19 protein-coding genes are annotated in these 23,297 nt (G+C 69.6%); 17 read left to right on the top strand and 2 right to left on the bottom strand.

What is annotated here, in order from left to right; genetic code table 11:
* The first annotated feature begins 52 nt into the window (after window positions 1-52).
* The 12 genes from F9B16_RS09445 (at window position 53) to F9B16_RS09390 (ending at window position 14,250) form a co-directional block, all read left to right on the top strand.
* Window positions 53-1,006 carry an alpha/beta fold hydrolase gene (locus tag F9B16_RS09445; RefSeq protein ID WP_151539622.1) on the top strand — a complete coding sequence of 318 codons (954 nt, stop codon included), beginning with the start codon at window positions 53-55 and terminating at the stop codon, window positions 1,004-1,006.
* Between the two features lie 309 nt (window positions 1,007-1,315).
* A complete protein-coding gene (locus tag F9B16_RS09440; protein ID WP_192808691.1) occupies window positions 1,316-2,587 on the top strand; it encodes an alpha/beta hydrolase family protein in 1,272 nt (423 codons plus the stop codon).
* A 226-nt stretch (window positions 2,588-2,813) separates the two neighbouring features.
* Window positions 2,814-3,551 carry a TetR/AcrR family transcriptional regulator gene (locus tag F9B16_RS09435; RefSeq protein WP_225991498.1) on the top strand — a complete coding sequence of 246 codons (738 nt, stop codon included), beginning with the start codon at window positions 2,814-2,816 and terminating at the stop codon, window positions 3,549-3,551.
* Window positions 3,552-3,975: 424 nt separating this feature from the next.
* A complete protein-coding gene (locus F9B16_RS09430; RefSeq protein WP_192808690.1) occupies window positions 3,976-5,445 on the top strand; it encodes an ABC transporter substrate-binding protein in 1,470 nt (489 codons plus the stop codon).
* Complete coding sequence (locus F9B16_RS09425; protein ID WP_151539619.1) at window positions 5,442-6,455, top strand: ABC transporter permease; 1,014 nt, start codon at window positions 5,442-5,444, stop codon at window positions 6,453-6,455. The genes F9B16_RS09430 and F9B16_RS09425 overlap by 4 nt, the downstream gene beginning before the upstream one ends.
* 3 nt (window positions 6,456-6,458) lie before the next feature.
* Entirely contained in the window at window positions 6,459-8,384 is a 1,926-nt protein-coding gene (locus F9B16_RS09420; protein ID WP_151539618.1) for a dipeptide/oligopeptide/nickel ABC transporter permease/ATP-binding protein, read from the top strand.
* A complete protein-coding gene (locus F9B16_RS09415; protein WP_151539617.1) occupies window positions 8,381-9,355 on the top strand; it encodes an ABC transporter ATP-binding protein in 975 nt (324 codons plus the stop codon). Before F9B16_RS09420 ends, F9B16_RS09415 begins: the two co-directional genes overlap by 4 nt.
* Before the next feature lie 9 nt (window positions 9,356-9,364).
* Window positions 9,365-10,348 carry an alpha/beta hydrolase gene (locus F9B16_RS09410; protein ID WP_151539616.1) on the top strand — a complete coding sequence of 328 codons (984 nt, stop codon included), beginning with the start codon at window positions 9,365-9,367 and terminating at the stop codon, window positions 10,346-10,348.
* Window positions 10,349-10,360: 12 nt separating this feature from the next.
* A complete protein-coding gene (locus tag F9B16_RS09405) occupies window positions 10,361-11,905 on the top strand; it encodes a phytoene desaturase family protein (protein WP_151539615.1) in 1,545 nt (514 codons plus the stop codon).
* Window positions 11,906-12,053: 148 nt separating this feature from the next.
* Window positions 12,054-12,755, top strand: coding sequence for a maleate cis-trans isomerase family protein (locus F9B16_RS09400; RefSeq protein WP_225991497.1), 702 nt, complete (start codon window positions 12,054-12,056; stop codon window positions 12,753-12,755).
* Window positions 12,752-13,003: a hypothetical protein gene (locus F9B16_RS09395; protein ID WP_225991496.1), complete on the top strand. Its 252-nt coding sequence runs from the start codon at window positions 12,752-12,754 to the stop codon at window positions 13,001-13,003. The genes F9B16_RS09400 and F9B16_RS09395 overlap by 4 nt, the downstream gene beginning before the upstream one ends.
* Entirely contained in the window at window positions 13,000-14,250 is a 1,251-nt protein-coding gene (locus F9B16_RS09390) for an alpha/beta hydrolase (RefSeq protein ID WP_151539613.1), read from the top strand. The genes F9B16_RS09395 and F9B16_RS09390 overlap by 4 nt, the downstream gene beginning before the upstream one ends.
* 10 nt (window positions 14,251-14,260) lie before the next feature.
* Here the strand turns inward: F9B16_RS09390 and F9B16_RS09385 are convergent, their stop codons facing one another.
* Window positions 14,261-15,031 (bottom strand): TetR/AcrR family transcriptional regulator, encoded by a 771-nt coding sequence (locus F9B16_RS09385; RefSeq protein WP_151539612.1) that lies wholly within the window; start codon window positions 15,029-15,031, stop codon window positions 14,261-14,263.
* Between the two features lie 144 nt (window positions 15,032-15,175).
* Between F9B16_RS09385 and F9B16_RS09380 the strand changes: the two genes are divergently transcribed.
* The 4 genes from F9B16_RS09380 (at window position 15,176) to F9B16_RS09365 (ending at window position 20,073) form a co-directional block, all read left to right on the top strand.
* Window positions 15,176-15,919 carry an SDR family NAD(P)-dependent oxidoreductase gene (locus F9B16_RS09380; protein ID WP_151539611.1) on the top strand — a complete coding sequence of 248 codons (744 nt, stop codon included), beginning with the start codon at window positions 15,176-15,178 and terminating at the stop codon, window positions 15,917-15,919.
* A gap of 49 nt (window positions 15,920-15,968) precedes the next feature.
* Window positions 15,969-16,607, top strand: coding sequence for a VOC family protein (locus F9B16_RS09375; protein ID WP_151539610.1), 639 nt, complete (start codon window positions 15,969-15,971; stop codon window positions 16,605-16,607).
* 140 nt (window positions 16,608-16,747) lie between these two features.
* Window positions 16,748-18,358, top strand: a complete 1,611-nt coding sequence (locus F9B16_RS09370) for an FAD-dependent monooxygenase (protein ID WP_225991495.1) — start codon at window positions 16,748-16,750, stop codon at window positions 18,356-18,358.
* Window positions 18,359-18,372: 14 nt separating this feature from the next.
* On the top strand, window positions 18,373-20,073 hold the full coding sequence (locus F9B16_RS09365; RefSeq protein ID WP_151539608.1) for a (2,3-dihydroxybenzoyl)adenylate synthase: 1,701 nt from the start codon (window positions 18,373-18,375) through the stop codon (window positions 20,071-20,073).
* A 117-nt stretch (window positions 20,074-20,190) separates the two neighbouring features.
* Here the strand turns inward: F9B16_RS09365 and F9B16_RS09360 are convergent, their stop codons facing one another.
* The gene (locus F9B16_RS09360; RefSeq protein WP_192808689.1) at window positions 20,191-21,033 is read right to left on the bottom strand and encodes an alpha/beta fold hydrolase; all 843 of its coding nucleotides are present in this window, start codon (window positions 21,031-21,033) and stop codon (window positions 20,191-20,193) included.
* Between the two features lie 172 nt (window positions 21,034-21,205).
* Between F9B16_RS09360 and F9B16_RS09355 the strand changes: the two genes are divergently transcribed.
* The gene (locus F9B16_RS09355; RefSeq protein ID WP_151539606.1) at window positions 21,206-23,296 is read left to right on the top strand and encodes a hydantoinase/oxoprolinase family protein; all 2,091 of its coding nucleotides are present in this window, start codon (window positions 21,206-21,208) and stop codon (window positions 23,294-23,296) included.
* Window position 23,297 lies beyond the last annotated feature (1 nt).

Genomic DNA, 23,297 nt, shown 5'->3' with positions numbered 1-23,297 from the left:
CCGGATCCAGCGCGCCGGATCCGGGGCCGGACTTCCCCGCCCGAGGAGAGCCATGGCAACTTCGCAGTACGGACCGCACAACCCGGACGCGACCTACGTCCCGCACGCCTACGACGAGCACCTGTTCGACACCGGCGAAGTCCACCTCAACTACGCCGTCGCCGGCACACCCGACCTCCCCGCCCTTCTGCTCATCCCCGGCCAGTCCGAGTCCTGGTGGGGATACGAACAGGCGATGCACCTGCTCGAACAGGACTTCGAGGTGTTCGCCGTCGACCTGCGCGGGCAAGGACGCTCCACTCGCACCCCCGGCCGCTACACGCTCGACAACTTCGGCGCCGACCTCGTCCGCTTCATCGCGGGCCGCATCCAGCGCCCCGTCATCGTCAGCGGCCTGTCCTCCGGTGGCGTGATGTCGGCGTGGCTGTCGGCCTACGGCGTGCCCGGCAGTATCCGCGGCGCCCACTACGAGGACCCGCCCCTGTTCCACTCCGAGGTCGACACCTCCTGCGGGCAGTCGCTGCGCCAGGGCGTCGGCCCGATGTTCGCGCTCTGGAGCAAATACCTCGGCGACCAATGGAGCATCGGCGACTGGAAAGGCATGCGCGAAGCCGCTCCACGCGAACTCCCCGGCCCGCTCGCCGCCCTCTTCAACGACCAGGCCACCGGCGACGAACCACCCCAGAACCTCAAGGAATACGACCCCGAATGGGCCCGCGCCTTCTGGACCGGAACCGTCGCCGCGAGCTGCGACCACGCCCGCATGCTCGCCTCGGTCAAGGTTCCGGTCCTGCTCACCCACCACTTCCGCATGGTCGACGAGCACACCGGCCGCCTGATCGGCGCGCTGTCCGACCTCCAGGCCACCCGCACCAGGGAACTCATCACCAACGCAGGCCAAAAGGTCGACTACCGCTCTTTCCCGCGCATGGGCCATGCCATGCACATGGAAGACCCGGCCCTCTTCGTCAGCACCCTGACCGACTGGGCCGACACCCTCTCCTGATCAACGCAGCTCACGACCGTTGACATGGCGGCCGTGAACTGCTCGCCTCCAAACAGGCATTTCCCTGGACGAACGTCGTCACACCCCTTGAGGTGCGTCCGTCCCGGCACCGCGCCGCGTAGTGACCACGCGAACCGGAGCCCGTGCCCGCCTGCGCACTCTTCGATATCTCCGCCCGTGCTGCCGGGCACCTTTTCCATGCAGTCGCGCTCCGCTGTGGCCGCGAACTGCTCCCCAGCTTCCAAAGGACCTCCAATGACGGGCTCAGGCGCCCTAAAGAAGCAGATCAGACCGGTAAGTCTCGTCTTAGTGATCACCTCGCTGTTGTGGGCGGGCATCACTGCAGGAACGCCCACCGCCGCTGATGCGGCACAAAGTCTTACGCCGGTAGGCAAGTTCCTTGATGCGGTCGACCACACCTTCGCCACCGCACCGCCCGACGGGCCCCACAAGGTAGGGGTGAACGTCCAGTCGTACCGCTTCCAGGACCGCCAGTTGCAGTTGACGACCTGGTATCCGGCCAATCCCGCGGTGGGCGCGAAGCCCTACGAGACCCCGGAGCACGTGGTCGGCACCGCCGTCAAGGACGCTCCGCTCGACCGCTCGGGCGGCCCATACCCTCTCATCCTCTTCTCGCCGGGACTCGGCGCCCCCGGCGACGGCTACTACTTCTACACGCAGAACCTGGCCAGCCAAGGCTATGTCGTCATCAGCATCGACCACCTCGATGCACTGACCGCTCTGCCCGGCATGGGAACCGGCCTCTATACCGTCAGGTCGGTCGCGCGGGCGCTCCAAGCGCTGGTCGCGAACAATTCCAGCGACTCGGTCTTCAACCTGTTCAGCGACTGGTTCAAGAAAACCCAGTTCGGCATGACCTACCGCCCGGCGGAGATCAGCTTCACCATCGACCAGGCCGTGCGGCGAAACGCCGACCCGAAGTCACCGTTCCACCGAATGATCAACACGAACGACATCGGCATGACGGGACACTCGCTCGGCGCCGCCTACACCCTTCTCAAGGGGGGAATGCCGATCTACTGCGACTACCCGCTCACGGCCAAGGAGAGCGACGTGGAGCACTCGGTCATCACCGACGTGAACCCGTGCGCGATGTCGGAGGTCAAGGCCATGAAAGGCCCCTTCGCCCTGCAGGATCCCCGGATCAAGGCGGTCGTTCCGCTCGCCGCGCCCTGCTTCATCAAGGACTCGCAGATCGCGCGGAGCGCCGCACAGATCCGTACACCCCTCATGTTCATCAACGGCGACGATCCGAAGTTCGAGGCGTCGTTCGGGACGCAGTACACGACCTACAACCACGCGGTCGGCCCGAAATACTTCGTGGAGGTCAAGGACACCGACCATTTCGTCGTCACCGACATGATCGAGGCGCTTCCCCCGGCGCTCAAGGGAATCTTCCCGGCCGACGACCATCGCGACTTCGCTCAGAAGGCTGACATCTACAAGGCGTACTCCACCGCCTTCTTCAACCGCTATCTCAAGGGCGACACGAGAGGCATGAACACGCTCCACACCAAGAAGTCCCCCTTCGTGACGCGCCTCTGGTTCGAGGACCGCTGACCGGGCATCGGCGGGAGCCGGGCGTCTGAAGATCCGATCGGTGCCCTGGCGGGCTCGGGGGCCGTCAGGGCACCGGATCGGCGTGGGATGAACAGATCCATCGTGCTGTGCTCAACTGCTGGGATCAGACTCCGAACGCGGTACCGGGACGCCGGCGCCGCCGGGGCGGGGTCGAGTGAACTGGCTACTGTCGGTACCGTCTCGGGCATCCCGAAAGGCGGTCGGCGTGGTGGAACAGCGGGGCGGACGTTCGCCGGCGAAGGCGAGGACACGCCGGGACCTGGTCGAGCAGCAGATCTACGAGCATGCGCTGAAGTTGTTCGCCGACAAGGGCTTCGCCTCGACGAGCCTCCAGGACATCGCGGATTCGATGGGGACGAGCAGGCCGAAGCTCTACTACTACGTCAAGACCAAGGACGACCTGCTCAACCGCCTGGTGGAGGAGATCACCGAAACCGGGGCCCAGGCCGCGCGGGAGATCGAGAGCAGCACCGAGCCGGCCGCGGAACGCCTGCGGCGGCTCGTCCATGGCATGGCGCTGCGCAGGGCCAGGGAACCAGAGCGTTTCCGCCTGCTCGACCGCTGTGAGAGCGAGCTTCCCGCCGGTCTGGCGGCCAAGCATCTCGCCGCGAAGCGGATGGTGGTGCGCGGCCTGAGCGAGGTGCTCGCGGACGGGATCACCGAGGGCGTGTTCCACCCTCTGGATGAGCGGGTCGCCGCGTTCACGATCATCGGTATGTGCAACTGGGTGGCCTGGTGGTACCGCCCGGGGGGCGAACGCGACGAGGGCCGGATCGCCGATCAGGTCACCGAGATGGCGTTGGCCGCCGTTCTCGCCGAGCCCGGTACGCCCTCCGCCGACCGGGGGCCACAAGGGCTGATCAAGCTCATCCGCCGAGACGTCGACGTGCTCGAGCGGCTGCTGGACCCCCGCGCCGAAAGCTCCGGCCCGGACTTCGCCTGATCCTCTGCCTGCAGCCCGGCGTGCGCGGCTGGTGATCGCCGCCGCGCGTCCGGATGGGCCCCTGTCACACGAACCGCTCGGGGAAACGCCGATCAGGGCACGAAGCTTTCGTCTTTGACGTAGTCGTCAAACTCTTGACATGTCCGTTAGGCGAGTTTAGCTTCGTTCGCGTGAGGTGGCTCACAGGGTTCGCCGGACCCGTGGGTCGACCGCCCGGTGTGGCGGATGTGCGTCCGGCGTGAGACAAGCGACAGCCCGATGCCACCTGGCGGTGCCCGCCGCCTTGGCATCGAAAGACCTGGGAGCGACTGGGATGAGACTCAGAACCCGCGGCGCAGGCGCGGCCGCGTTGACGGCCGTGGTGACGCTCGGTGCGGCGGCCTGCGGAGGGGGGTCGTCCTCGGGATCGGGCGGCGACCGGACCATGGACGTCAGGCTCATCGCCGACCCGACGACCCTGGACCCGCAGTCGGCGAGCAACGTCGGCAGCCTGGGGGTGGCGAACTACCTCTACGACACCCCGGTGGCGCTGCGGGAGGGGAAGATCGTTCCGTCGGTGGCCTCGTCGTGGAAGGTGGCGACCACGAGCATCGAGATGACGATCCGCAAGGACGTCACGTGCTCGGACGGATCCAAGCTCACCGTTAAGGACGTCGCCGACAGCATCAAGCGGCTGAAGTCGCCGACCGTGACCTCGCGCATGAACGTCTTCGGGAACGTCAAGGACTTCACGGTGGCCGCCGATGAGGCGGCGAGCACCGTGAGCGTGAAGGTGAGCCAGCCCTACGGCGACCTGCTGCAGGGCATGAGCCAGATGTTCATCATCTGCCGCAAGGGGCTGGACGATCCCTCGTCGCTGGCCAAGACCACCGACGGCACCGGACCCTACCGGCTCGCGCAGAGCGTCCCCGGCGACCACTACACCCTCGAGCGCCGCGCCGGCTACACCTGGGGGCCGGGCGCCGCCGCCGGCGGATCGGTGAAGCCCCCCGCCAAGCTCGTCCTGCACGTGATCGCCGACGACGCCACCGCGGTGAACTCCTTCGAGACCGGTGGCCTCGACCTCACCGACGCGCAGGGCCAGACGGCGACACGCCTGAAGAACAGCCCGAACGCCACGCAGAAGAAGACCTCGCAGGTCGACAACTACACCATGTACCTGAACGAGGGCTCGGGGCGCGTGACCTCCGACGTCAATCTGCGCAGGGCGCTGTTCGCCGGGCTGGACAGGGCGAGCCTGGCGACCAGCGTGATCGGTCCGGGTGCCACCGTCCCCAAGACCCTCGTCCTTCCGCGCGGGCTGTGCTACCAGCCCGACAAGGTCGGCACCGCGATGCCCGCCTACGACCTGAACGCCGCGCGGCGCTACGCGGAGGCGGGTGGCTACACCTCCTCCGGCGGGAAGCTGATGAAGGACGGGAAGCAGGTCTCCATCACGGTGCTGATCCCCAGCCTGTTCGGGCCGAACATCGCCGACTTCCTCATCTCCAGCTGGGGCAAGCTGGGCGTCGCGGTGAAGCCGGTGGTCAAGCCCGGCGCCGACACCGTGCGGATCGTGTCCACGCCCAAGAGCGACTGGGACGTCTACGTGGCGGGCGGATTCAACAACTCGCCCAGCCAGCTGCTGGCGACGTTCGGTTCCCAGGCCCCGCCCCAGGGCCGCAACAACGGCTCGGTCCACAACGCCGAGTTCCTCAAGCGAGCCGACAAGGCCTCCGCGCAGATCACGACCAGCGCGTGCGACGACTGGTCCGCGGCGGAGCAGGCCCTCTACGAGCAGGCGGACATCATCCCCTGGGGCGCGGTGAACGTCACGTGGTTCGGCCACGACGTGCAGTTCTCGCCCTACCTGCTCTCGGCCGTCTACCCCGACGGGCTCGGGTTCAAGAAATGACCAGCACCACGATCGACACCGCGGCCGGGACGGAGGCCGATGCCCCGGCCGCGGCACGGTCCGGCCGCTGGCGCGCGTTCGTCCTGCGACGACTCGCGACGATCGCCGGCGGGCTGGTCTTCCTCCTGGTCATCACCTTCCTGATGATCCATCTGGTGCCGGGCGACCCGGTCCGGGCCAGCCTCGGCCTCAACGTCTCACCGGAGGTGGTCGCGGCCCGGCGCGCACAGCTCCATCTCGACCGGCCCCTGTGGGTCCAGTTCTGGTACTACGTCCGCGACCTGGCGCATTTCAAGTTCGGCACCTCGATCCAGACCGGTGAACCGGTGGACCAGCTCATCCGCAACCGGCTGACGGCCACGGTGCAGCTGGCGGTCGCCGCGATGGCGCTGGTGCTCGTCATCTCGCTGCTGCTCGGGATGTGCTTCGGGTGGCTCACCGCGGGCGGGCGAAGGCGGCGTACCGAACTCGGCTTCAACCTGGTCTCGGGGACCGTCACCGCCGTCCCGGACTTCCTCACCGGCACCCTGCTCGTCGTGGTCTTCGCGCTGGGGACGCACTGGTTCCCGGCCTCGGGAAGGCAAGGACCGCAGTCGATGGTGCTGCCCGCGCTGGCGCTCGCCCTGCCCCCGGCCTTCTTCCTGGCCCGCGTGGTGCGGATCGAGACCGTGAAAGTGCTGGAACAGGACTACATCCGGACCGCCAAGGCGAACCAGCTGCCCACGGTGCGGCTGTTCGTCCGGCACGTGGCTCCCAACGTGCTCGCGCAGTCGCTGACAGTGGCGGGGCTGGCGCTGGGCGGCCTGGTGGGCGGCAGCGTGGTCATCGAGAACATCTTCGCCTGGCCGGGCATCGGCACCGCCATCGTCCCCGCGATCACTGGGCACGACTATCCGGTGGTCCAGGCCTGCATCCTCGTGCTCGGCCTCATCATCCTGCTGGTCAACGCGCTCGTCGACGTGGTGCTGGTAGCGCTCAACCCGCGCATGACGGCGCTGAAGGAGTACTAGACAATGCGTAGACGCCTGCGGGGGCTGCCGGCCGCCGTGCTGTCCTCCCCGACCGCGCCGCTGGCGTTGCTCCTGGTGGCCGCGTTCGTCGTCATCGGTGTCATCGGCCCCGGCGTGTGGGGCGACGCCGCCGTGAAGGTCCGTCCCGACCTGGCCTACCAGGGGCCGTCGGCAAGGGCGCTGCTCGGCACGGACTCGCTGGGCCGCGACGTGCTGGCCCGCACCCTGGCCGCCACCCGCCTGAGCCTGCTGCTGGCCATCGCCGCCACCTGCGTCGCCACCGTGATCGGTGTGCCCGCCGGGGTCCTCGCCGGTCTCGCCGGACCCAGGGTGAGGCGGTGGACGGCGCGCGGCGTGGGGCTGGCCTTGGCCGTCCCGGGCATCCTGGTGGCCCTGTTCTTGATCGCGGTCACGGGGCCGGGGAACCTGGGCATGGTGCTCGGCGTCGGCATCGGCATCTCGCCGCTGTTCGCACGCGCCGCGCAGACTCTCGCGACCTCGATCGCCGAACTCGACTACATGGCGGCCGCCAAGGTGATCGGCGTCAGCCGCCGCCGTCTCCTGACCCGCTACGTGCTGCTCAACACCGCCGAGCCGCTGATCCTGCAGATCGGCGTGGGCGCCAACCTGTCGCTGGTGGCGGTAGCGGCGCTCAGCTATCTCGGCGTCGGTGTCCAGGCACCGGACTACGACTGGGGCGCCGTCCTGCACTCCGGTTTGGAGGCGCTCTACACCTCACCGCTCGCGGCGATCACGCCCGGAGCGGCCATCACGCTCGCCGGTGTGATGTTCAGCCTGCTGGGGGAGGCGATCGCGCGAAGCCTGAACCCCGCGCTGCGGATCGCCGCCGGGCGCAAGGAGCGGACCCCGCGCGGGACGCCCGCGAACGACGACGCCCCGACGGCGGAGAAGAGCGTTGAGGCGGCGATGGACAACGCGCCTGCGGTCGCTCGGATCCGCGGGCTGCAGGTGGAGTTCGGGCACGGTCGTTCGACGGTCGCCGCCGTCCGCGGCGTCGACCTCGACATCCGCGCAGGCGAGGTTCTCGGGGTCGTGGGGGAGTCGGGAAGCGGCAAGTCCGTCACCGCGCTGGCGCTCGCCGGGCTGCTGCCTCCCTCCGCCCGGATGCGGGCGGCGACGCTGGAGTTCCAAGGCGTGGACCTGGCGACCGCCGGCCGGCGGGCACGCCGCGCGGCACTGGCCAACCGCCTCTCGGTGGTCTTCCAGGACCCGATGTCCTCGCTCAATCCGCTGATCCGCATCGGCAGGCAGTTGACCGAACGGGTGCGCGTGCACGACGGGCTCGATCGCGCGAGCGCGCTCGGCCGCGCCGAGGAGCGCCTCACCACCGTCGGCCTCAGTGCCCCCAAGCGACGCCTGCGGCAGTACCCGCACGAACTTTCCGGAGGGATGCGCCAGCGCGCGATGATCGCCATGGCCCTGATGAGCGACCCCGCACTGATCATCGCTGACGAGCCGACGACCGCGCTCGACGTGACGATCCAGCGCCAGATCCTCGACGTCCTGCTGGAGGTGAACGACAGGAGCGGCACGGCCGTGCTGTTCATCTCGCACGATCTGGCCGTCGTCGGCGAGATCTGCGACCGGATCGTGGTGATGTACCTGGGACGCATCGTGGAGGTTCTCGACAGAGCGATGCTGGACTCGCCGTCGCACCCCTACACCCGGGCCCTGCTCGGGGCGGTCATCGACCTGGACACCGATCCTGCGTCCCCGCTCACGACGATCAGCGGGCAGGCCGGGCCGTCCGACTCCGCGTCGGCAGGCTGCCCCTTCGCGCCGCGCTGCCCGGAGGCCATGGAGCGGTGCCGCACCGAGATGCCCGGACTCGAACCCGAGGCGGGGGTCGGCCACATGGTCGCCTGCTGGGCCAGGACCACGGCGCCCATCGCGGAGCGTGTCGGATGAGCGGGCTCCTGACGGTGGACGGGCTCCGGGTGACCTATCCCGGCGGCGAGCGGCCCCTGCATGCGGTGGACGGTGTATCCCTGCACATCGAGGCGGGGACGACGCTCGGCCTGGTCGGAGAGTCAGGATCGGGGAAGTCGACCCTGGGGCGAGGGATCCTCGGCCTGGCGCCGGTCACCGCGGGCACCGTACGGCTGAACGGAAAGGACATCACCCACGCCACGGCGAAGGCACGCAGGGATCTGTGCTCGCAGATCCAGATGGTCTTCCAGGACCCGTACGCGTCGCTGAACCCGCGGATGCCGGTCGGCAAGGCGATCGTCGAGCCCATGGCCGAGCACCTGTCGCTGTCGAACCGGGAACTCCGGCTGGAGAGCGGCCGGCTCCTGGAACTGGTCGGGCTGTCGGCCTCGGACGCGAACCGGTACCCGTTCCAGTTCTCCGGCGGGCAGCGGCAGCGGATCGCGATCGCCCGGGCCCTCGCCCTGAAGCCGTCCCTCATCATCGCCGATGAGATCACCTCGGCGCTGGACGTCTCCGTCCAGGCGGCCATCCTCAACCTCCTGCGGGAGTTGCAGCGCGAGACCGGCGTCGCCTTCCTGTTCATCTCGCACAACCTGGCCGTGGTGCGGTATCTCTCCGACCGCATCGCGGTGATGAACCTCGGCAAGATCGTCGAGGAGGCCGACGCGGGCCGCCTCTTCTCGGAGCCCCGGCACCCTTACACGAGCGTGCTCATCGGGGCGGTTCCCCGGGTACATCAGCGGGAGGACGCGCTGCGCCCGTTGCAGGGGGACGTGCCCGATCCGTTGCACCCGCCGGCCGGGTGCCGGTTCCACACCCGCTGCCCGGTCGGGCCGGCCGTCCGCTCCGATCGGGGTTCCTGCGCTGTTGATCAGCCGCTCGGGGAGAGCGGACCCGACGGCACCGTCGCCTGTCATTTCCCGCTGACGTCCAGCGGCCGATCCTAGGAGAACCTCATGCCGACCGACTATGACGAGCTTCGCCGGCGCCGGATGGCCGAGCTCGATGAGGACCTGAGCGCGGTCTACAAGGCCGTCGGCAACGGTCGCGACCTGCGCGAGATGGGTGTTGAGACCGTTCGCCGCAGCCACGCCGCGATGTTGTCCGCCCAGAAGCTGCCCGAGGGCGTGACGGTGGAGACCGTGGAGGTCCCGGGGCCCGCCGGGGCGATCCCCACCAAGATCTACCATCCGGCGAACGGCGGTGACCGCGGCGTGTACGTGCACACTCACGCCGGCGGCTGGATCAGCATGAACGGACTGGAGCACGTCGACGGAATGAACGGCGCCCACGTCCGCGATTGGGGCTGCACGGTGGTGCACCCGGATTTTCGAGTACCTCCCGAGCACAAGTTCCCGGCCGCGATCGAGGACTGCTGGGCCACCGTCCAATGGGTGCACGACAACGCCCAGGACCTCGGTGTCGACCGCGGCCGCATCGCCGTCGGCGGCGGCTGCACCGGCGCGAACATCGCCGCGGTCATGGCGCTGATGGCCAGGGACGAAGGCTCGCCCGACCTGGCGCTCCAGGTGCTGCTGTCCCCGCAGCTGGACACCCGCGAGGACTACCGGTCCCATTTCGAGTTCGCGAGCGGATACGGGCTGTCCCGCGACTCCGACCTCTACGTTATCGAGCAGTACCTGGCCGACCCTGAGCAGCGCTGGGATTGGCGCGCCTCCCCGGTGCTGGCCGAATCGGTGCGGGGCGTCTGCCCGGCCCTCATCGCCGTCGGTGAGTGGGAGGTGCTGCGCGACGAAACACGCTTCTACGCCGCGAGGCTGCGAGACGCCGGCGTCCATGTCGACTATCTCGAAGGAGAGAAGGCCGGCCACGGCTACACCGGCTGGCGAGTGCCAGGAACCGGGGAGCTCATCGAGGTCGCCAAACGGCACAACGCCGAGATCGACAGGATCGTGCGTGACCGTCTCGGACCTCGCTAGCTTGAGGCGCCGATGACCTCCGCCGCCGCGGGCGAATACGACGCGATCGTGGTCGGTGGCGGCCACAACGGGCTCACCGCCGCGGCGTATCTCCAGCGAGCTGGACTTTCGACCCTGGTGCTGGAGGCCGGGGCCGAGACGGGCGGGCTCGCGACCACCGTCGAGCCCGGCCCGTCCGGCTACCTGCACAACCCGCACGCGAACTACCTGATGTACCACGACATCATGCCCGCGGTGCGCGACCTGAGGCTGCGCGCCCACGGCCTGGAAGTGGCGTGGCCGAAGGCCCAGCACGGGATCGCGTTCGCCGACGGCCGTCCACCGATCGTCGTCCACCGCGCGGACGCGTTGGACCTCACCCGCGCGAGCGTCGCACGGTACTCCGCAGCGGACGCGACCCGGCTGACGGGCCTGCTGCGCCGCGCCGACCGCGTCCGACGTGCGATGAAGCACCAGGTCTACAACCCGCCGGACCACGCGGGCTTCGAACGGTTCACCGCGGCCGTCGAGACCGCCTACCGCGGATCGGTTCCCCGGCGGGCGGCGGAGATGCCCGCGTGGGAGCTGATCGGTTCGCTCTTCCACACGCCCGAGCTGCGGACCCTGCTGCTGCGGGCCGCCCACGAGCTGGGAGCGGATCTCACCGCCGAGGGGTCCGGGATGTCCTTCCTCGGCGCCGTTCTCCCGACGCTGGGGCGGATGCGGCTCCCGCTCGGCGGGATGCGGACGCTCGCGCGTGCGATGACAGATGCCTGCGCCGGGCTCGGCGTAACAGTGCGCACGCGAGCGCGTGTCAAGGAGATCGTGACGGACGGGTCCGCCGCCACGGGAGTCCGCATCGAGGGCGGTGAGATCCTGGCCGCGCGAAGAGCGGTGGTGTCCAGCGCCGGCCTCGCCGCCACCCTGCTGGACATGGTCGACGCGGACGTGCTGCCGCCGACCGCTCGCCGCGAGGTCGAGGAGTTCGCCGCACGACCGTCGACCGCCCTGGCGAGCTCGATGTTCTGCCTGCGCAGACGTCCTGAATACTCCTCAGGCCGCTGGGACCCCGACATCGACCAGTGCTTCCAGGTCATGGTCGGGCTGGACGACCCCGGTGCCGTCCTGCAGCAGACACGCGAGGTCGACCAGGGCGCGCTGCCGCTGCCCGCGACCGCCGTCCGAGTGAACTCGATGTGGGATCCGGCGCAGGCTCCCGCAGGCAAGCACGTCGCCGGTGCCGACACGGTCTTTCCCGGATTCCTGCATGACAGCGGCGGATGGGCGGACGTCGCCGGCTCGTACAACGAGGCTCTGCTCGACGTCCTCCAGCGGTACGCGCCGAACCTGAACGGCGGCAACGTCATCTGGAGCACCTTCGTCGTGCCCGAACGGCATGACCGCAAGATCTTCCTCAGGAGCGGGACGGACCAGTACCGGGCACCGGTCCGGCGGCTCTACCTGTGCGGCGCGTCGACCCATCCGGGCGGCGGCGTCCACGGCGGGCCGGGCTACAACGCGCTGGCGGCGATCGCCGAGGACGCCGGCCTGCCGGCCGCCGCCTACCGGCATCGGTGAGGCCCCCGCCCGGCCCGACACAGAATTCTTCGCTAGTGTCGAAAATTCGTCTATAGTGTAAAAAAGTGAGTGCTTCAGGGAGGTGCACGTGAGTGTTCACCGCGTCGGCTTGGTGGTGCCGAGTTCGAACGTCACAGTGGAGACGGAGATGCCTCGGCTGCTGGGGAGGCATGCGGACGCACAGTTCTCGTTCCACTCGACCAGGATGCGCATGCGCGCGGTCTCGGCCGCCGAACTGCGTGCGATGAACGCGCAGCGCGAGCGCTGTGTCATCGAGGTCGCGGACGCAGATCCCGAGGTGATCCTCTACGCCTGCCTGGTCGCGCTCATGGCCGGAGGGCCGGGGGAGCACCGGCGGGTGGAGTCACTGGTCGCCGAGCAGCTGGCGACCGGCGACTCGGCGGCGCTCGTGCGGTCGAGCGCCGGTGCGCTCGTGGAGGGACTCAAGGCTCTGGGCGCCCGGCGGATCGGGCTGGTCATGCCCTATCTGCGTCCGCTCGCCGAGCAGGTGGTGTCATACCTGGAGCACGAGGGGTTCACCATCGCCGACTGGCGCGCTCTCGAGGTCGGTGACAACACCGAGGTGGGTTGCATCCCCGGCGCCCGCATCATGGCTGCGGCCCGCTCCATGGAACTCGAAGCTGTGGACGCGCTCGTGCTGTCGTGCTGCGTCCAGATGCCCTCGCTCGACCTGATCGAACCCGCCGAGCAGGAGTTCGGCATTCCCGTGCTGTCCGCCGCCACCGCCGCGGCGTACAGCATCTTGCGCGCCCTGCGGCTGCCGATCGCCATCCCCGGGGCCGGTGGACTGCTGCGCGCCGACGAGAAGCAGAAGGAAGAGGTGGCATGAGCATGACTGTCCTTTATGTGCTCGACGTTCCGGAGAACACGGGCGTCGCTGAGGTCGCCGCGGCGGCGAAGGGGGTCAAAGTGGGCAAGGTCGGGCCCTACTTCGAGATCGCCTCCGACGGGACCATCGTCATCGACCGCCGGGCGACCGGATGCCGTCACGCGGTCTGGTACTCCAGCGTCGCCGGACTGCGCAACGCGCGCATCACCCAGCACGACAAGGACGCCTTGCGGGTGGAGCCGGCGTGAGCGGGCTCGGAGCGGGGCGGTACGTCGAGAGCGCGCAGCCTCCCGCGGCGACCGTCACCTCGGTGCACGCGCTCAAGACCCATGACGGTGCCAAGGTGACGGGTGTCCTGCGGACCGTACCGGGCGCCGAGACCGTTGTGGCGCTCATGCATCCGCGGCAGGATCTGACCCATCACGGCCTGGTCCCCGAATTGCTGGCGCGCGGGTTCGCGGTGTGGACGCAGGGCTCCCGGTCGGTCAACAACGACGTCGCCCTGGTGCACGAGCAGGCGCTCCTGGACGCCGCGGCGGGACAGGTCTTCCTGCGGGAACAGGGGTTCCAGCACACGGTGACCCTCGGCCATTCGGGCGGGGGCGCGCTATTCGCCTTCTATCATCAGCAGGCGGGGCTGGTCGGCGACGAACGCATCGCGAGGACGCCGGCGGGGCGCCCGATACCGCTCGCCGAAGCGGACATGCCGGTGCCGGACGCCGCGGTCTTCGTGGCGCCGCATCCGGGCCAGGGCGCTCTGCTGCTTCGGCTGATCGACCCGTCCGTCAGCGACGAATCCGATCCGCTGTCGGCCGATCCCGAACTCAACGCCTTCGAGCCCGCCAACGGGTTCGCGCTCCCGCCGGAAGCCTCGCACTACGCACAGGAGTTCGTCGAGCGCTATCGGCAGGCTCAGCGGGATCGCGTCGCCCGGCTCGACGAGATCGCCCGGTCCCGGGTGGCCGAAGCTTCGGCCGCCCGGAAACGCTATGCCGGTTCCGACGACCCGGTCGACCGCCGTGCCGCGATCGCCCCCAGGGTCATGACGATCTACCGTACCGACGCCGACCTGCGCAGCGTCGATCCGTCCCTCGACCCGAACGACAGGCCGTACGGGTCGCTCTTCGGACGCCGTCCCGACCTGACCAACTACGGTCTCGTCGGGTTCGCGCGGTTCTGCACTCCGGACGCATGGCTGTCCACGTGGTCGGCGCTGTCCAGCAACGCCGGCTTCGTGCGCTGTGCGCCGGGGGTCACCAGCCCCACACTGCTCGTCGGGCTGAGCGGTGACCAGGCGTGCTTCCCCTCCGACATCCGGACGATGGAAGAGGCGCTCGCCGCGAAGGACCTGACCATCGCCCATGTGCGCGGCACGCATTTCGGCGGCCCGATCACCAAGGGAGAGCCGACGGGATACGCGCTTGCCGGTGCCGAAGTAGGCTGCTGGCTGGCCGAACGCTTTCCCGCCGGCCGGACCGGGACGGAAGGGCCGTGAACCGGACGGCTCAGTCGTTGATCAGGCGTTCGAGGTAGTCGAGATCCTGGCGGAGCAGGGACAGCGCACGTGCGGGGCCTTCCCCCTCTCCGCGCCGGTCGCCGGGCTGCTGGAGCGAGGCGACGGCCATGTCCGCGATCTGCGCGGTGACCTTCTCCGGGTCGTCCCTGCCCGCCTTGTACCACCAGGCCAGCCAGTTGCACATGCCGATGATCGCCAGGGCGGCCGCCCTGGTGTCGACGGGACGCAGCGAGCCGTCGCGGACTCCCTCATCGATGACGCCGATGAACTCGCGCAGCACGTTGCGGCGTCCCTGCGCGTAGACGCTCGCGAGCTCCGCGGGAAGTTCCGGTTCCGAGCGGATCATCAGCTGGAACCGCTCGGGGTGGGTGGTGAGCCGCGTCGCCAGCAGCTTGACCATGCCGTGCAACCGGGTCACCGCGCTGCTGGCTGCATCGCTGCTGACCTGCCGCAGTTCCTCGGCGGAGGTCCAGGTGAGCTCCTGGACCAGTCGGGCGAGCAGGTCGTCCTTGCTGCGGACGTAGTGGTAGATCGCTGGACGGGTCATCCCGGCCGCGTCGGCGATGTCCTGGAGGCTGGTGGCGGCGAACCCCTTCTCGGCGAACAGCCGCTCGGCCTCCTCGATGATGCGCCCCTCGACGAGGTCGCGCCGGGTGCCGCTCTTGCCGCGGGCGTCCGATCCCGCGGCGGACCGCCGGCCGCGGGCACTCGTCGGCTTCTGCGGGGCCTCTGTCTCCGGACCGGTAGCGCGATCTGCCATGCGGGTCAGCGTAGCCGCCTTGGAACGCACCTCTCGCCGACGGCAACCCCCATCTTGACGTATCATCGCTTGTGTCAAATAATTGACGTTATCGTTGAATTGGAGGTTTCGGCATGGAGCCGAACAGGGCGAACGGTGATCGCGATGGCTGACCAGGGTGCGAGGGCGGCCCTGATCACCGGGGGCTCCGCCGGGATCGGCCGGGCGATCGCCGAGATGCTGGCCGGCGAGGGGTACGGCCTCACGCTGATGGCGCGCAAGCCCGACCGGTTGCGCGAGTGCGTGACCGCGCTCGAGTCAGGCGGGGCTTCGGTGCTGGGAGTCGCCGGCAATGCCGCTCTGGAGGAGGACCTGGACAGGGCCGTCGCCGAGCATCGAGATCGCTTCGGGCGGCTCGACGTCCTGGTCAACAACGCCGGCGTCGGCCTGCACGGCTCGATCGAGGAGACGTCGGTCAAGCACCTCGACCTGCAGCTCGCGGTCAACCTGCGGGCCGCGCAGATCCTGATGAGCAAGACCGCGCCGCTGCTGCGCAAGGCCGGCGCCGAGCACGGCAAGGCGCTGGTGGTCAACGTCAGTTCGATGTTCGGGCGGTACCCGCAGGCCGGCACGGCCGCCTACTCCACCACCAAGGCGGCGCTCGTCGCGCTGAGCGCCGCGGCGCACGGCGAGCTCAGCACATCCGGTGTGCAGGTGACCGCGTTGTGCCCGGGCGCCACCGACACCCCCGGCTTCGCGTGGGCCGCCGACCGCAAGGGCGACGTGATGATGCCCTCTTCCGACGTGGCGGAGGCCGTGCGTTTCCTGCTGCGCACGTCCGGCCGCTGCTTCGTCCCCGAGATCGCGCTCGCCGTGGCAGGCGGCGACCTGCACAACATGGGCGCGTGACCGCGCGTCCGCAAGTACGACAGCGCAAGTCCCGACAGGAGGATGCACCATGTCCGAACTGGAACACCACGCGCGCGGAGTCGACCACGTCGCGTTCCCGACCTTCGACCCGGCCGCGACCGTGCGGTTCTACCGCGACGTGCTCGGCTTCCCGGTCGTCCACTCGATCTGCGCGGCAGGGTGGGGCCCCAGCGACCACCCCGACTTCATCCACTTCTTCTTCGACATCGGAAAGGGAGACCGGATCGCGTTCTTCTACTACTTCGGCCTGAAGCCCCAGACGAACGGCACCCAGGGCGACGCCCACGCCAGGTTCGAGGACGACGTGCCCGGCTTCTTTATCCGCTCCAGGCATCTCGCCATCCACGTCGACGGCGAGGAGCAACTGCTGGAGTACCGGCGCAGGCTGGACGCCAGCGAATGGCCGGTCCAGCGCAAGGTCGTCCACGAGACCATCGAGTCGATCTACACCAACGACCCCAACGGGTACATGGTCGAGTTCACCCGGGCGCTGCGGCCCGTCACCCCCCAGGAGGACCTGGACGCCGCCCTCACCATCGATGCGCTCGTGGACATCTCCCAGGAGCCCGAACCGACCCTGGCCGCCCTCCTCACGCGCAAGGCCGAGCTGATCGTCGAGCGCGCGGAGAGGTGGGAGCAGGCACAGCGGGAGAATGCCGGCCTCTGAGGCCCGCCACCCGCGCAGCGACCCGCCAGGAATCAGACCCGCCCCGCCGACCATGGCGGGCGGATCGAAATGAGCATTCGAGGTGTCATGCCCAGCGGAGAGAACCCATATCCGGGAGCCCGGCGGTGAAACTCAACCGTGTGGCCGTCGTCGGAGGCGGACCCGGCGGCCTGTACGCCGCCAGGCTGCTGAAACTGCGATGGCCGGACTGCCAGGTCGTGGTGCACGAACAGAGCGTGCCGAGCGCGACCTTCGGTTTCGGGGTCGGCCTGGCGGGACGCACGCAGCGTCGCCTGGAGGCCGCGGACCCCGACAGCCTCCGCGACATGGTGGCCGCGGGCTATCGCTACGGCTCGGAAATGCGGAACCGCACCGGCGCCGCGCTCGTGCGAGCCGTCCACGACGGCGCGCAGATCGGAATCGCCAGATCGCGCCTCCTGGACATCCTGCAACGGCATGCCGAAAAGGCGGGCGTGGAGATCGTCGTCGGTCAGCGGGCGGACGCCTGGTCGCTGGACGCCGACCTCGTCATCGCCGCGGACGGAGTGAACAGCAGCGCCCGGACCGCACGGGCCCAGGACTTCGGAGCCGAGGTCGCGATCGGAGACGGCTACTACCTGTGGGCCGGGACAGACTTCGCGCTGCCGACGGCGATGTTCGCACCCGCCGAGACCGAGCACGGCACGTTCGTCACCCACGCCTACCCCTACCAGCCCGACCGCAGCACCTTCCTGATCGAGACCGATGCGGACACACTGCGCCGCGCGGGACTCGGAGCCATCCGGCACGAACCGGCACGCGACGCCAGCGACACCGTCAGCCTCGCCTACCTCGAAGAGGCCTTCGCCGGGGTCCTGGAAGGGCACAGGCTCATCGGCAACCGCACGCAGTGGCTGCGCTTCCGGACGGTCCGCTGCGCCCGATGGCATGTGGACGGCACCGTCCTGCTGGGGGACGCCGCGCATACGGCGCACTACTCGATCGGGTCCGGGACCAAGATCGCCATGGAGGGGGCCATCGCCCTCGTGGACGCCCTCCAGCGGAGCGAGGACCTTCCCACCGCCCTGACGGCCTACGAGAGCGAGCGCCGACCGAAGGTGGAGCGGCTCCAGGACCTGGCCGAGCGCAGCAGGCTGTGGTGGGAGAGCTTCCCGCAACGGCTGGAGACACCCGTGGAGCGGGTTACGGTCGCCTACATGTCCCGGGCGGGGAACGTGCCGCTCGCCCGCTTCGCCCAGACCAATCCCGAGGTCGTCCGCCGGGCGCTCGCGGACTACGCCGGCAGGACCGTGCGGGACCGACTCCCCGACGACCCCGACCGGTGGGTGCTCACGCAGCCCCTCCAACGCGACGACCTCAGCTTTGCGTCCCGCGTCGTGGAGCATGAGTCGCTTCTTGCGGACGCCCGATTCGCCGAGTTGCACCACGGCAGCGCCCCCGCCTGGTCGGCTGCCGGGGATCGGCTTCTGGAGCAGGCGACGAGCCTGCATCGGGACGGCATCACCGGGTTCCTCCTGTCCGGACCACCGGACCGGCCCGCCGTGCTGAACCGCCTCGACCTCGCCGAACGCATCCGGCTCGCGACGGGCTCACTTGTCGCCGTCCATGCGCCCGAGCGGCTCTCCGCAGACCTTGCCGCCGGGCTCGTCAGCTCCCGCATCGACCTGGCCTGCTGGGACATCGCCGTGGCGGCGGCCGCAGAGCCGCCCCCGGAGCCGCGCCCCGCCGCCGCGTCTGCTGAACTCGGGTGAGAAGGGACCATCCGATGGACCACAACAACCCTGCCGCGCAGGTCCCGCCCCGGCGGGTCGCCGACTATCCGCCGGATCTCGTCCGCCTCTACAAGGAGGCGGGGATCTGGGGAGACCTCAGCATCCCCGGCGAGTTCCACCGCGTCGCCGAACGCAACCGCGACCGGCCCGCCGTCGTCACCCCCGAGGCCGCGCTGACCTACGCGGAGCTGGACCAGAGCACCGACCAGATCGCCTACGGGCTCGGCGACCTGGGACTGCGCCCCGGCGACCCCGTCCTCTTCCAGATCGGCAACCGGATCGAGACGGTCCTCGCCTGGTACGGCTGCCTCAAGGCGGGCCTGATCCCCGTCTGCACCCTGGCGCTCCACCGAGGACACGAAATATCCCAGATCAGCCGGCGCGCCGGCGCGGTGGCTCACCTGGTCGAAGGGGGCACGGAAGGCTTCGACCTGGTGGCGTTCGGGCGGGAGCAGGCCGCCGGACACCCCACCCTCCGCGCGCTGATCGTGGTCGGGACCCACCCTGCGGCCGGTCTCGGCGACGCCGTCAGGTTCCAGGATCTCGGGTCCGGTGTCGAACCCGCCAAGGCCCGCCAGTGGGTCGAGCAGGTACAGGCAGGCATCGACCCGGGCGACGTCGCGGTGTTCCAGCTCTCGGGCGGTACCACAGGTGTCCCTAAAGTCATTCCGCGTCGTCACGCCGAGTACTGGTACAATGCCGCCGCCTATGCGCGCGCCTGGGGCTGGGACGTCGACAGCCGCATCACCGCCATGGGACCGATCGTCCACAACGCCGGCATCGTCTGCTCCCTGCACGGCGCACACAGCGTCGGAGCCTGCCTGCTGCTGGGCAACGGACGCCTGGAGCAGACCGTCCCGTTCTTCGCCGCGCAGAAGGCGACCCACCTCATGCTCGGCAGGGCGGCGTACTCCGCGTTCGAGCACCCGGCGTTCGCGGGCATCGTGCCGACCCTTCAGCGAGTAATCCTCACCGGCGGCAAAGTGCCGGCACGTGTCTTCGAGGCGTACGAGGAGCTCGGGCTCTGGAGCGGCCAGCTGTTCGGCATGGGCGAGGGCCTTTTCATGATCACTTTTCCGGGCTCTCCGCGCGGTGTCCGGGCCGGTACTGTCGGCACGGTGCTGTCGCCGCACGACCGGATCAGGATCCTCGAACCGGGCGGCGAGGACCCGGTCCCCGACGGGCAGGTCGGCGAGCTGTGCTGCCAGGGGCCGTACACGATCCGCGGCTACTACGACGCGGACGAGCACAACGAGCGCGCCTTCACCGGGGACGGGTTCTACCGGACGGGGGACCTGGCCGCGATCGTGGAGATCGACGGTGTCCGGTGCGTCACCGTCGAAGGACGGATCAAGGACCTGATCAACCGCGGCGGTGAGAAGGTGAACGCCGAGGAGGTCGAGTTGCTGCTGGTCCGGCATCCGGCGATCGCCGCCGCGGCGCTGGTGGCCATGCCCGACCCCCGGCTCGGCGAACGGGCCTGCGCCTACCTGGTCGCACGGGACGAACCCGTCGGCCTGGCGAGCGTCCGCCATCACCTGGAGGGCCTCGGCGTCGCCAAGTACAAATGGCCCGAACGGCTGGAATGGGTCGATGAGTTCCCGGCCACCCGGGTCGGAAAGATCGACAAGCAGCGGTTGAGGCGGGAGATCGCCGAGAAGATGGCCGCCGAGACCGGCGCCACCGACCGATGATCGAGCGGCGGCGCGTCGCCGGCGGGCTTGCGCCCGGCGATGCGCCGCGCTCGCCTTCCAGGCCTTAGGCCCTCGAACAGGATGCTCGCGGTTGCGGCGTTCGGCACATCGGCGCTGTCACGCGTCGTGCGCGGCCTTAAGCAGGTGCGCCAGTTCGCGTGGCCGCGTGCTCTGGATCGAATGGCCGCTGCCCGGCACCTCATGAAGTCGGTCCGGTTCCAGCAGCGAACGCAGCGGCGGCCTGTCGGCGTCGGGAACGAAGGAGCCGCGACCGGCGATGATCAGATGCAAGCGGGAGGCCTGCTCGCGCATCTCCTTCCAGAAATCGGTGAAGGAGCCGATGCGCATCGCGGGATCCGCCCGCCAGGTGCGCAGGTCCGAACTCGTATCGGGCCACGGCCGCGTTGCGTGGAACACGCTGTGGCGCAGAGGAGCCAGGGCACGTCCCGGGGACAAGGCGGCGACGGCGGCGACCAGGTCGTCCAGTGTTGCAGGTCCGAGCGAACGGATCTCGGGGAGCTTGCTCGCGGCAGGAACGGCCGAACCAGGGGAGACGTCGACCAGGACCACGTGCCGGATCGCGGGGAGGGAGCCGGCTGCCGCGAGCGCGATCATGCCTCCGAAGGACATGCCGACCAGGGTGCGCGCCTCTGGTGCGAGCTCACTGATCGCCTCGGCGATCGAGGGGGCCAGGTCGCGGGGCGAGTAGTCGCGGGGCCGGTAGGAGGACCCGTGACCGGGCAGGTCAAGTGCCAGGGACGGGATGCCGAGCGAAGCCATGACCAAGTCCCATGTATGCGCGTTCTGGCGTCCACCGTGCAAGGCGACCAGACGGGGCGGGGAGGTCCCGTATCTGAGCGCACTGATGCGGCCGGCCGCGGTAGTGGTCTCGATCCGATCGATGACAAGACCGGAGGCGTCGATTCCCTGCGCGGCGGCGGCCTCCTGCAGGAACCGCATGTCGGGCGTCTCCGGTCCTTCCATTGGCCTGTGCACGGCGCTCTTCTCCTGATCTGGGGATTACGGACGCACCCGCCACGAGTTTACAGTATTGACGAATAACTGACGTAGTCGTAAATTCGTAGCTGTTGCCCAGCTCACCCACCGGCTGTGGGCTCCCGGGAGTAACATCATGTCGTTCGTGATAGGCGTCGACGTCGGAGGCACGTTCACCGACGCGGTGGCGGCAGGGTCGGACGGGCGGGTGGTGAGCGCCAAGGCGCCGTCCACGCCTCCGGACTACTCCGGCGGGATCATCGAGGCCCTGACCCTGCTGGCCAAGCAATGGAACCTGACGCTGCCCGAGCTGCTCGCCGACACGGCCAAGTTCTCGCACGGGACCACGTCGTCGCTCAACGCACTGGTCATGCGCAAGGTGCCGCCGGTCGGATACTTGACGACCGCCGGACACCGCGACGCCCTCTACATCATGAACGTGGAGGGCAGGTACCTCGGGCGTCCCCAGCACGAGTTGCAGGACCCGCTGCGCCAGCGCAAGCCCGAGCCGCTCGTGCCGCGCCGGTTGGCACGCGAGATCGTGGAGCGCATCGACTCAGCCGGCCGGATCGTCGTCGCCCTGGACGAGGTGCGGGCACGCCGCGCGATCCGGGAGCTCCGGGACGCCGGCGTCAGCGCGTTCGCCATCTCCCTGCTGTGGGCCTTCCGCAATCCCCTGCACGAACGCAGGCTCAAGGAGCTGATCGACGAGGAGGCGCCCGGGGCGTACGTGGCACTGTCCAGCGAGGTGAGCCCGCGCATCCGGGAGTTCGCTCGCGCGGCGACGACCGTCATGAGCTCCCAGATCGGCCCTGGGCTGCGCGACTACCTCGGACGCTTGGAGACCCGGCTCACCGAACTCGGGCTCCGCGTGCCCCTGCTCGTGATGCAGAGTTCCGGCGGTGCCGTCACCGCAACCGAGGCGCCGGCGACCGCGATCACCACGGTCGGATCGGTCCTGACCGGGGGAGTGGTCGGCGCGCTGCGCCTGGCCCGCCAGACCGGTCGCCGCAACGTCATCGCCACCGACGTCGGCGGCACCACCTTCCTCGTCGGCCTCATCGTCGACGGCGAGCCGGTGCGCACCACGAGCACGATCATCAACCAGCATCCGGTCAACGTGCCGAGCCTCCAGGTGCACGCCATCGGGTCGGGCGGCGGGGCACTGGCATGGGTGGACCAGGGCGGGCACCTGCGAGTCGGGCCGCTCAGCGCGCAGGCGGTCCCCGGCCCGGCCTGCTACGGGCATGGCGGGCTCGAGCCCACCGTCACCGACGCCAACCTGGTGCTGGGCATTCTCCCCGAGCGCGGCCTGCTCGGCGGCAGGCGCCCGTTGTCGCGCGAGCTCGCCGAGAAGGCGATCGCCGAACGTGTCGGCCGTCCCCTCGGGCTCGGCACGCTCGAGGCCGCTGCCGCGATCCACGCCGTTCAGAACGCGCAGACCGCCGATCTGCTGCGCAAGGTGGTGGTGGAATCCGGCCACGACCCGCAGGACTTCAGTGTCTTCGCCTTCGGCGGGGCGGGCCCCGCCCACTGCGCCGCCTACGCCGCAGACCTCGGCGCGCGAGAGGTCGTGGTGCCGCTCGGCGGTGCCGCCGCCGGATTCTCCGCCTTCGGGCTCGCGGGCGCCGACATCATGGTGAGCGCGGAGCGCTCGGACCCGCAGCCGTGCCCGATGGACCCCGGGCGGGTCGCCGCGATCTTCGACGATCTGGAACGGGACGTCCGCTCGCGGCTGGCCCGCCAGGGTGAGGCTCTGGAGGAGCAGGAACTGCGGCGCGAGATCGACCTGCGCTACTCGCTCCAGTTGTCCGAGGTCACGACGCCGCTCGCGGCCGGCCCGGTCACCACCGCCTCACTGGAAGACTGCCTGACCGAATTCGAGCGGCTCTACCAGCGCATGCACGGCGAGAACACCGGATTTCGCCAGGCAGGGATGTTCGCCGTGACGTTCCGAGTCCACGGCGTCGGCCGCACTCCGCAGCAGCTGCGGCTCCCGGACATCGGCACCGCGGACTCGGAACTGGCGGCGAGCGCCCGCAGGCCCGTGTGCCTCGACGGGACCGATCCGATCGAGACCGACGTCTACGACTACCGCCTGCTGCGCGCGGGACATCGCATCAACGGCCCGGCGATCGTCGAAGTGGACACCACCACCGTCGTCGTGCCCGCCACCGCGCGAGGAGAAGTCGACGCGCTGGGCAACCTCGTCATGACCTTCGGCTGAA

The organism is Actinomadura montaniterrae, assembly GCF_008923365.1.
Classification (GTDB): Bacteria; Actinomycetota; Actinomycetes; order Streptosporangiales; family Streptosporangiaceae; genus Spirillospora; species Spirillospora montaniterrae.
The sequence above is the reverse complement of the archived record's forward strand: the minus strand, read 5'-3'. Positions and strand labels throughout refer to the sequence as shown.